This window comes from Xenorhabdus sp. PB62.4 (genome assembly GCF_014467285.1).
Lineage (GTDB): Bacteria > Pseudomonadota > Gammaproteobacteria > Enterobacterales > Enterobacteriaceae > Xenorhabdus.
Map to the genome: position 1 here is coordinate 1 of NZ_NKHR01000051.1, position 6,836 is coordinate 6,836.

General features: G+C 37.1%; 5 protein-coding genes and 1 pseudogene. 4 read left to right on the top strand and 2 right to left on the bottom strand.

Translation table 11 applies throughout. From position 1 onward, the window contains the following. Positions 1-118: pseudogene (locus tag Xenpb_RS20200) on the top strand (IS630 family transposase); the annotation flags it as partial. Positions 119-316: 198 nt separating this feature from the next. Here the strand turns inward: Xenpb_RS20200 and Xenpb_RS18775 are convergent. After that, positions 317-1,120 carry a winged helix-turn-helix domain-containing protein gene (locus Xenpb_RS18775; protein WP_187655659.1) on the bottom strand — a complete coding sequence of 268 codons (804 nt, stop codon included), beginning with the start codon at positions 1,118-1,120 and terminating at the stop codon, positions 317-319. Between the two features lie 1,430 nt (positions 1,121-2,550). Between Xenpb_RS18775 and Xenpb_RS18780 the strand changes: the two genes are divergently transcribed. Both Xenpb_RS18780 and Xenpb_RS18785 read left to right on the top strand, forming a co-directional pair. Beyond that, complete coding sequence (locus Xenpb_RS18780; protein ID WP_187655660.1) at positions 2,551-3,498, top strand: hypothetical protein; 948 nt, start codon at positions 2,551-2,553, stop codon at positions 3,496-3,498. 31 nt (positions 3,499-3,529) lie between these two features. Beyond that, positions 3,530-5,314, top strand: a complete 1,785-nt coding sequence (locus Xenpb_RS18785) for a polysaccharide lyase family 8 super-sandwich domain-containing protein (RefSeq protein ID WP_187655661.1) — start codon at positions 3,530-3,532, stop codon at positions 5,312-5,314. Between the two features lie 216 nt (positions 5,315-5,530). On the opposite strand, the gene Xenpb_RS18790 is transcribed toward Xenpb_RS18785, so the two are convergent. After that, on the bottom strand, positions 5,531-5,788 hold the full coding sequence (locus Xenpb_RS18790) for a hypothetical protein (protein ID WP_187655662.1): 258 nt from the start codon (positions 5,786-5,788) through the stop codon (positions 5,531-5,533). A 740-nt stretch (positions 5,789-6,528) separates the two neighbouring features. Here Xenpb_RS18790 and Xenpb_RS20210 point away from each other — a divergent pair. Next, positions 6,529-6,777, top strand: coding sequence for a hypothetical protein (locus Xenpb_RS20210; RefSeq protein WP_255523202.1), 249 nt, complete (start codon positions 6,529-6,531; stop codon positions 6,775-6,777). The last annotated feature ends 59 nt before the right edge of the window (positions 6,778-6,836 follow it).

The following is a 6,836-nucleotide window of genomic DNA, read 5'->3' on the forward strand; positions in this document are numbered from 1 at the left end:
AACGTTCCGTGAAGCACTTCGCCGCTTTTTTCATATTACCTTGCCAGAAAAAGCGAAAGAGTTGACTACCCGACTGACTGATAACTTTCAGATTCTAAGACCTGCATCTTCAAGTTAAGTGCGTATAAAAATAAAAAAATTTTTTCATTTAAATTGGCTAGATCAGTGTTATTAACTTTTCTACGTGAAGTTAACTCACCCGCGCATCGAATCTCGATGTTATTTTTTTTATTGTCCACATTGATAATTTCAAATGATACTATTAACAAAATAATGGAAAGTAATGAAAGCGCAATATATAACCAATGGTTTTTTTTCATCGATTTACACCAATATTGTTTAATATGCTTCTGCAGTCTTTAGTTTTGTTATTTTTGTCTAAGCCACATATGCCTATAAAACTAATTTGTGTGTCCTGACTGCCACTACGTGTTTTTTTATAGTAAATATTACCCTTCGAGAGGTCGCAATTAATGATTTCTTTGTTGATATCTTGTTTGGCTATATCAATATAATTCTCACCCACATCTATTGGAAGATCTCCCAATGCATAAACGTCACATTTTCCAATGCTATAAAGAAATGTTGTTTTTTCATCGCGTACGTTTAGGTGTTTGAATGTAATAAAAGCTTCATAAGAAGCGTAGCTACAGAAGAAAACGAATGTCATGCATATAACGAATTTTTTTATTTGTTGGTTTTTGGGCCTTGTGAAAATAGTTTTATCAGCGGGGTGCTTTAATTGCGCCTCATTTTCATTAATAGGAAAAACATTATTTTCACTCTGTTTAATTACTGGCTCTACAGCACCCTCGAAACGAAAACCTACTTTAGGAATGGTGATGATAATCTTTGGATCCCTTCCCAAGGTTTCAAATGATTTTCGAATCTCACTTACAGCGGCATTGAGGCTATTGTTTGAACGTGTAAAACCATAATCCTCCCATACCCTTTTCAATAAATCTTCCCTATGAAGAGTTTCCTTGCTATTAGTGACCATTTCAAGCAGCAATCGCGCCGCTTGGTTTGATAGTGTGATTTCATGATTGCTGTCGTTGAGTAATGACAGTTGCTTGTCTGCAGGTGAGTATATGATGGTAAAGTTTATAAAGTATTTCAATGACTTAATTCCAAACAGATTAAGATTTTTCTTAAAAAAATAGATCTATAGATTTTCCATTTGCTCGTCAATGGTTTTATTTAAAAGGAGTGAATGATCTATCCTCTGTTTTTAAAGAGGTATTAACTGCTGCTTCGTGTGTTTTTTTTTATTATTATTGGGGTTTAATTATTATAATATGCATTTTATCAGAATAAAAACATTTTTAATAAAATAAAGCAGTATAATGTTTTTTTTGTTTTTTTTATTATCTATCATTGTCGCCGTTGTCACAGAGGTTCTCTGCTTTACCAGATGCGCAGTGTGACACGGGAAAACGGAGCTCAGGTTATAAGAGGTCAGTGTTGAGTTCTTCATTCATCATAGGATGTGCTTATGGGGTGACTTATGCACTTGATGTACCTGCTTGTGGGCGCGGTTCCATTTCTTATGTTATTGCCTTTTGCTATAAGTGATTTTATAAGGATTGCACTGTTAAGGATGGAATGAACCGATAGTATCTTGATTGGAAGACGCCGCTAAATGATGGTGCGTCTGTTCATGCCCCGTTCGGGTTTGAGGGCAGCTTAAAACATATTAAACCGCAAGCAATGGATTAAAAAATGGTCACTAACTATCGGATTTTATTCTTAGCAGTCATATTATTTTTATTTGGATGCAGTAGTAACAAAGAACATGTATCAACTAAAACCTATGACAGAGTTAAATACTCTGTTGTTAATAACACTCAATATAGCCTCTCTGTAATTCGAAAAAATGTGGAGTGGGGTAGCTGGGTTTCCATACCTCTATCAACTATTCAGCCTTATGGAAGGGATTCATTTTCTACCAAAGTAATCTTAATTGCTGGGACTGAGGGTAATGTAGGATATTATCTAATAAAACATTTTTAAGGGTTTAGCCTTGAAGACTATCAATGTTTCGCAGGCATATGGACGGCGGGATATGGACATACCACACACGTTTCACCTAGCGATACAATGACTGAAGAAGAAGCGAATATTTTTTATATCAAGACATTGAGAATAGTGATAACACGGTTAATCAAATGGTATATGCACCGCTCACTCAACATCAATTTGATGCTTTTGTTTTTAATCTCGGTGCCGGAAATTTTTCTCATTCAACACTACTGAAAAAACTGAATGTAGATGATTATTAAGGTTGTGCACGTGAATTTTTTCGCTGGGTTTATGTTGACGGAAAAAAGTATCTGGATTGGTAAAACGTAGGGAAGCTGAAAAGACTTTGTTCTTGAAATAAAGAAATTGTTGTAAAACTCATCGCTGTTATTTTTATAAATATGACTGAAATTTGTTAGGGCGGTAGCATTCCTATTATTAAGAGAAATTAGTATCGCTTTAATTTCTTACATTAAAAATAAATAGCGTTTTTAAATGTTATCTACTGTAAATAAAAAGGTTATTATTATGGAAAATTACACAAAATGGACAGAAATTCCAAGAATGAATATTCAATCGGACAGGGATGCCAAGGTAGGAGAGAAGATATGTGCTTTTGTTATAAATCCGGCAACTGATGAAATACTTGAAAACAACCTGTTTATACCAGATAGTGATGAGATAAATCATTATATATGGCCAAAAAAATTTGCAGAAAAAATAAATAAAACCAGTAGCTACATTTGTGCTGGAGAAATGAATGAAAACGGCAACATTGAACCACTGAACAGCCAATACAGGAATAAGCTCTGGAAATCAAATGCAAAATTAACTGTATATCCAACAAATTGTTGCCTGAACTGCTGGAAAGAAGGGGGAGGAATATCTTCCTCGGGTGCGATTCCGCCGGGAATGAGAATAATATTATCCACAAAAAGTAAAAATTATAATTTGCTATACGAGACGCTAACTTTTAGTTCGGATAGTACAACATCAACAATGTATCAATGGCCTTATCACTTATCCGTGTATATAAACAAAAATAGTTTATTTTTACGTTCTGGAGAGAAAAATCAAGAAACAAAATTAATTACACCGCTAAAAAGCAGCTATCGTAATAAGATCTGGCTACCAAATGGTAGTAACTACACATATGATATGAAGTATGAAGCGAATGATGTACTGAAGAGTGATGCAGAAAAGGTTTTCAACAATGCCCTTGCAACATTGACTGGCGTCCAGCCCCCTTCTAAAACGACAGTCGATCAGTGGCTAATCGGCTTTAGCCAAGGGAGATTCAGAGACATTAGTTACCCATCCACTAATGCCGGAAGCAATACAGCTCCTCTTTATAAGCATCTGGGTAGAACGAGAGACATAGCAAACTATATCTATCATAATTCGGTCTCAGAAGAAGATAATTTATTATACTTCTGCCATCGAGGCACTTCATTTTTATACCAATCAAGACTATAAGACCAGTAACTGGTGGGACAGACAAATAGGTTTGGCAAAAATTATTGCAGAAAGCCTCGTATTATTAGTCGAAAGATTCTCATCTTCATCGTTGAATGATTGCATCACTTATTTAAAAAAAACAACTAATACGTCAATGGAGCAGGTGGGCGCTAACCAGGCTGATTTCGCATATATACAGCTATTTTGGTCAATTAGTGGTTGGAAAAATACAGGTCTATCTTCTTTCCTTAATGATGCCTACGCTGCTTCAGATTCTACCTCATCGCTTTGTTTTCCTGTCTCCCGGCATGGAAAAGAAAACGGTCAAGGGATAAGCGTTGATAATTCATTCAGCCAACATAATCCCCAGGCAGGGAAATATTCTCAACTTTATGCGGGCAGCTATGGAACGGTTCTGTTAAGCAATATTTTTAAAATTCAGGCTATTCTTTATGGTGTTTTTTCTCTGAATGAGGATGCGATTAAAAGCCTTGAGAACTTCATGATAAATGGGATGGGGTGGTTCAGTTACGCCAAACTATATGATTTTCAGGTTTGTGGACGCGCAATCAGTCGCAAGATGAACGGTAGCTCTGCTCTGGCAAGTTGGTGCCAACAGTTGATGGACTGCAATCCGAGGCGTCCTGAAATATTACAGGAAATTATCCGAAGGGCTCAGGGTGATGAATCCCGTAACAATTATTACCTGGGGAGTCGGGCATATTGGGTTAACGATTACATGACCCATATTTCAGAAAAATATTGTCTATGGGCAAAAGTTGTATCAACCAGAACTGTCGGTGGTGAGTCCGGTAACGGCGAGAATCTTAAAGGCTATTATATGGGATGTGGTAGTTATTTCATATCCAGAACCGGAGGTGAGTATTTTAATATACAACCGGTCTGGGAATGGCAACGGATCCCAGGTACAACTGTAGAACAGGTTCCTGGTTTTAATTACCCATTAATCGACTGGGGTTATAATAACTGGGGGAGTGATGATTTCGCAGGTGCTATCAGTGATGGTGATATTGGCATTACTTCAATGATGCTTACTCGAAAAAACATTAAAAATGCGAAGAAATCAGTTGTTGCACTCCCGGATAAATCCGTGTTCATGGGGTCGTCAATAGATATATCGCATGCTAATAACGCTGTTTATACCAGCGTTAACCAATGTATTATTAATGGTGATATAACAGTTTATTATAATGATGGCACTCAGGAAAAGCTTCCTCTGGGCGGAAAGAAAAGGTCAAATAATATTATTCAGGTCACTCATGATGGATTACGTTATGACTTTCCGAACACGCAAACCGTTACCGTTCAAGCGATTACTCAGACAGGTTGCTGGCATGATATAAACAAAGGAGGAAGCAGTGATATTGTATCCAAAAATGTTTTTTCCATCTGGATTGAGCATGCAAATGGGAATGCAGGTGAATACTATTATGAAATTACTAATACCGAAAATACAAAGCCTACATCACAAACCCAGTTCATTTATACTGACAATGCTCATATAGTCACAGATATAGAGAAAAGAACCGCTGCAGCAGTTATTTTTTCAAACAATGAAGACGCGGTTTTATTAAACAGTGTCGAAATAAAAGCATTAACTCCAATAGCCTATATAGCGACAGTAAGGGATGATGGAATATTAAACCTTACAATCGCTGATTTGAGTCAGAAACTTACAAAAGTTGATTTCTGCTTTACATGGGGAGATATTACTTCTTTAACTAGTTTTCCATTACCGGGTGGAGACAACAAAGGAAAAAGTATCACCTACTTAGTAGGTCCTATAACAGGCGACAAGAAAAATATATTTTAAACGTAAACGCTAGATGCCAACCGTATTGACGTTTATTAACAGGTGAGTTCGTCTTTCCATGGCAGCAGGTCACGTATACGCTTTGCCGATCAGTCTTGCATATGGCTGGTGACGTCCCGCTGCCACGCCTTCGAACCCGCCCCCTGTCAGAGAAGAGTACTGGGCCGAACAGATGACGGCTCAGTAACCTCGATTGAATGTATATTGGGGGTGCTACTAAAAATGCATATCGTAATTACTTTCAGGCTGATTTTTAATCAGCTCTGAAGGCAGTAGGGCAAAACCCGTTATCTTTTCAAGCTCGTAATCACTAATCGTCGATATTGTTTTCTGTGTCAGGGGGAATTTCCAGAATTTATAGAAATCTGTTAAATCTTTTTGTACTATTTTTGAAGATATCATTGCCATGATATTCATTTGTTCAGATGCTGTGGCCCCTATATGAAATTCAGGATCACTGATTTCACCACTCATTCCCCGCATCATTCCTTATCTTCCCCTCAAAATAGGGATAATTTTTATTGTAATTTACAGATAACTATTTAATTTATTGATTTTATTCCGGATTGGCGCTTTTATAGAAAAGCTTATAGCGCTGCATTTTTAGTGAGATACCGCCCCGAATTTAAAATAGCAAGCGGCTTAACAGATAGAGAATGATAACAAATTTCATTGGTTATCTGGTGCTTTTTGAAAGAACATAAAATGCTTAAATTGATATTGTCAGGGAAGGCACAGCATTTAAAATCACTATTTGTTTGTGAGGCGTTATTTATTCAACCGAATTATAAGGTAAGAGTTGAAAATAAAAAATAAGTAAAAATATGCCTTCTATTCCCTCCTTCGAAATAACACCATAGTTAATATGATTAATATCAAATAAAGAAAATTAGATCGTAAATAAGATAGTAGTCTACAAGCTATTAACCATTAAACTTTCTGAAACACCTTTTTATAAAATAATTGAGGTTATTATGTACAGTACAGACTTGTTACTGAACAAAATCAATCAAACTCGCGACGGTCAACCAATGACCCTCGCCGATCTTCAGCCTTTCTCATTCGGCGAACTCAGAAAAATGTTCGAGGAACAGCTGAGCTGAGGGGAAGCACGCTATCTCCATCACGAAGTCGTTGAACAAGAAAAACGTCATCGTCTGCTGGAAGCCCGTATTTTCACCCGTGCTAACCCGCAATTATCCGGCGCTATCCGCTTGGGTATTGAACAAGACAGCCTTTCACGCAGTTATGATGAAATGTTTGGCTCCCGTTCTTCTTCCTTTGTGAAACCGGGCTCTGTAGCTTCCATGTTTTCACCGACTGGCTATCTCACCGAATTGTACCGGTCAGTGTTGAGTTCTTCATTCATCGTAGGATGTGCTTATGGAGTGACTCATGCACTTGATGTACCTGCTTGTGGGCGCGGTTCCATTTCTTATGTTATTGCCTTTTGCTATAAGTGATTTTATAGGGATTGCACTGTTAAGGATGGAATGAACCGATAATATCTTGATTGGAAGAC

Bases quoted from the DNA above. Each gene is read 5' to 3' on its own strand.
- Xenpb_RS18780 (WP_187655660.1), top strand. From the start codon at position 2,551: ATGGAAAATTACACAAAATGGACAGAAATTCCAAGAATGAATATTCAA.
- Xenpb_RS18790 (WP_187655662.1), bottom strand. From the start codon at position 5,788: ATGAGTGGTGAAATCAGTGATCCTGAATTTCATATAGGGGCCACAGCA.